The sequence below is a fragment of the Mesorhizobium sp. M7A.F.Ca.CA.002.09.1.1 genome (genome assembly GCF_003998555.1).
Taxonomy (GTDB): domain Bacteria; phylum Pseudomonadota; class Alphaproteobacteria; order Rhizobiales; family Rhizobiaceae; genus Mesorhizobium; species Mesorhizobium ciceri.
Window position 1 is genome coordinate 1 of record NZ_RZRR01000904.1, and the last position, 2,228, is coordinate 2,228.

1 protein-coding gene and 2 pseudogenes are annotated in these 2,228 nt (G+C 64.4%); 1 reads left to right on the forward strand and 2 read right to left on the reverse strand.

Translation table 11 applies throughout. The features are described 5' to 3' along the window. A pseudogene (locus EN994_RS28120) lies at nt 1-374 on the forward strand (hypothetical protein); the annotation flags it as partial. A gap of 20 nt (nt 375-394) precedes the next feature. Here the strand turns inward: EN994_RS28120 and EN994_RS28125 are convergent. Next, nucleotides 395-1,996, reverse strand: coding sequence for a cisplatin damage response ATP-dependent DNA ligase (locus EN994_RS28125; RefSeq protein ID WP_063169967.1), 1,602 nt, complete (start codon nt 1,994-1,996; stop codon nt 395-397). A 4-nt stretch (nt 1,997-2,000) separates the two neighbouring features. Then, nucleotides 2,001-2,228: pseudogene (locus tag EN994_RS28130) on the reverse strand (DNA ligase-associated DEXH box helicase); the annotation flags it as partial.

Consider the following 2,228-nt stretch of genomic DNA (forward strand, 5'->3'; position numbering starts at 1 on the left):
GGGCCGAGGTGATGAAGGACGATACCGGTTCGTTCCTGCGCATCCGTTCCGGCGCGTCCGGTTCGGCGATCAGCTTCGACGTCGGACAAGGCGTGCTGGAGAAACTGGCCGGCAAACATGCCGTGTTCGACATCATTGCCCGTTCCGAGGAAGGCAAGGAGACGCAGATTTCCGTCGACTGCAATTTCGGCGAACTCGGCGACTGCGGCCGCAAGCGCTACGCAGTCGGCCAGCAGCAGAACGAATATCTGTTCGACGTGCAGTTTCCCGACAAGCATCCGGGCTCGGCCGGCACCATTGCCATCAATTCCGACTTCGACAAGCAGGGCAAGGCCGCCGACATCTACGAAATCCGCGTTTCGATCGAGCCATAGCGAACCCTGCACGCGCGAAATTAGCGGTCGAGCAGCGCCTGCAGCGTTTCGATGCGGTCGGCCTCGTTGGCCGGCTTGTCCCAGCGCAATCGCGAAATGCGGGGAAAGCGCATGGCGACGCCGGATTTGTGCCGGGTCGAGCGGTTCAGTCCTTCGAAGGCGACTTCCAGCACCAGGCCATTGTCGCGGTCGGCGCGCACCGAGCGCACCGGGCCGAAACGCTCGACCGTGTTGTCGCGGACATATTTGTCGATCTGCTTCAGCTCCTCGTCGGTGAAGCCGAAATAGGCCTTGCCGACCGGCACCAGCTCCTCCTCGCCTTCGGCACCGGACCAGACACCGAACGTATAGTCGGAGTAGAAGCTCGAGCGCTTGCCGTGGCCGCGCTGCGCATACATCAGCACCGCGTCCACTGTGTGCGGATCGCGTTTCCACTTGAACCACGGACCTTTCGGCCGGCCGGCGACATAGGCTGAGTCCCAGCGCTTCAGCATGACGCCTTCGATGATCGGATGCGGCGGCGCCCGGCGCAGTTCCTCCAGCGTTTGCCAGTCCGTGAAGTCGACGAATGGCGACAGATCGAAACGGCTCGGGTCGAGTGTCGCGACAAAGCTTTCCAGCCGGCCGCGCCGTTCGCGAAACGGCAGCGCGCGCAAATCCTCGCCGCCGACCTGGAGCAGATCGTAGCAGCGCATGAAGGCCGGGTATTGCTGCTGCATCTTCGGTGCCACCGTCTTGCGATTCAGCCGTTGCTGCAGATCGGAGAAGGTTCCCGTCGCCTCCCGGGGATCGCCGACAAGCAGTTCGCCGTCCAGCGTTGCGGAAAAATGCATGGCCTCGGCGAGGTCCGGAAAGGCGCCCGAAACGTCATCGCCGGTGCGCGAATAGAGCCGGCGGATGCCGCCCTCCGCCACCGCCTGGACACGGATGCCGTCCCATTTCCATTCGGCGGCATAATCCGCCGGATCGAGCTTTTCGAGATCGCCGTCGCCGACCGGGTTCGACAGCATCACCGGGCGAAACAATGCCAACGCCGTGTTCCTGGGCTTTTCGGCCTTGCCTTCCAGCCAGGCGAACAACGCTGTGTAAGGCGGTGACAGCCCGTGCCAGAGCTCCTCGATCTCCGCGACCTCGACCTTGCCGAAATCCGCCAGCGCCTGTTTGGCCAGACGCGCCGACACGCCGATGCGCAGGCCGCCGGTGACCAGCTTGATGATGGCAAAGCGTGCCGAGATGCCGGCGCTGTCGAGCAGCCCTGCCAGCACCTTCGGTCCGTCGGAGCGGCTTGCCGCCTGCAGCTTGGCGACGACCTCGCCAAGCGTCGGCTCGCGGTTCGGGGTGTTTCCGGGCGTTTGCGGCCAGACCAGCGACACCGTTTCGGCGAGATCGCCGACATAGTCGTAGGAATAGCCGAACAGCACCGGATCCATGCGCTCGGTGACGAGCATGCGCAGCATCGCCGGCTTGACCGCGGCGATGTGGAGATCGCCAGTGATGGCAGCCAGCGCCAGGCCGCGATCGGGATCCTCGACGCTGCGGAAATAGTCGGTCAGCAAGGTCAGCTTGCCATTGCGCGACGGCGTCAGCACCAGGCGGTCGAGAAGTTCGGCGAAGCGGTTCATGGCTTCAATCGCCCTCGTCCTCGTAGCCCACCAGGTGCAGTGGCTTTGCCGCGATGCCTTCGAGTTCGCACCAGCGGACCAGCGCCTCCTCGCGGCCATGCGTCACCCAGACCTCTTCGGCTCCGGTCTCCTTGATGGTGGCGGTCAGCTCATCCCAGTCGGCATGGTCCGAGATGATCAGCGGCAGTTCGATGCCGCCCTGCTTGGCGCGCTGGCGGATGCGCATCCAGCC

Coding starts and splice junctions, on each gene's coding strand:
- EN994_RS28125 (WP_063169967.1), bottom strand. CDS start 1,996: ATGAACCGCTTCGCCGAACTTCTCGACCGCCTGGTGCTGACGCCGTCG.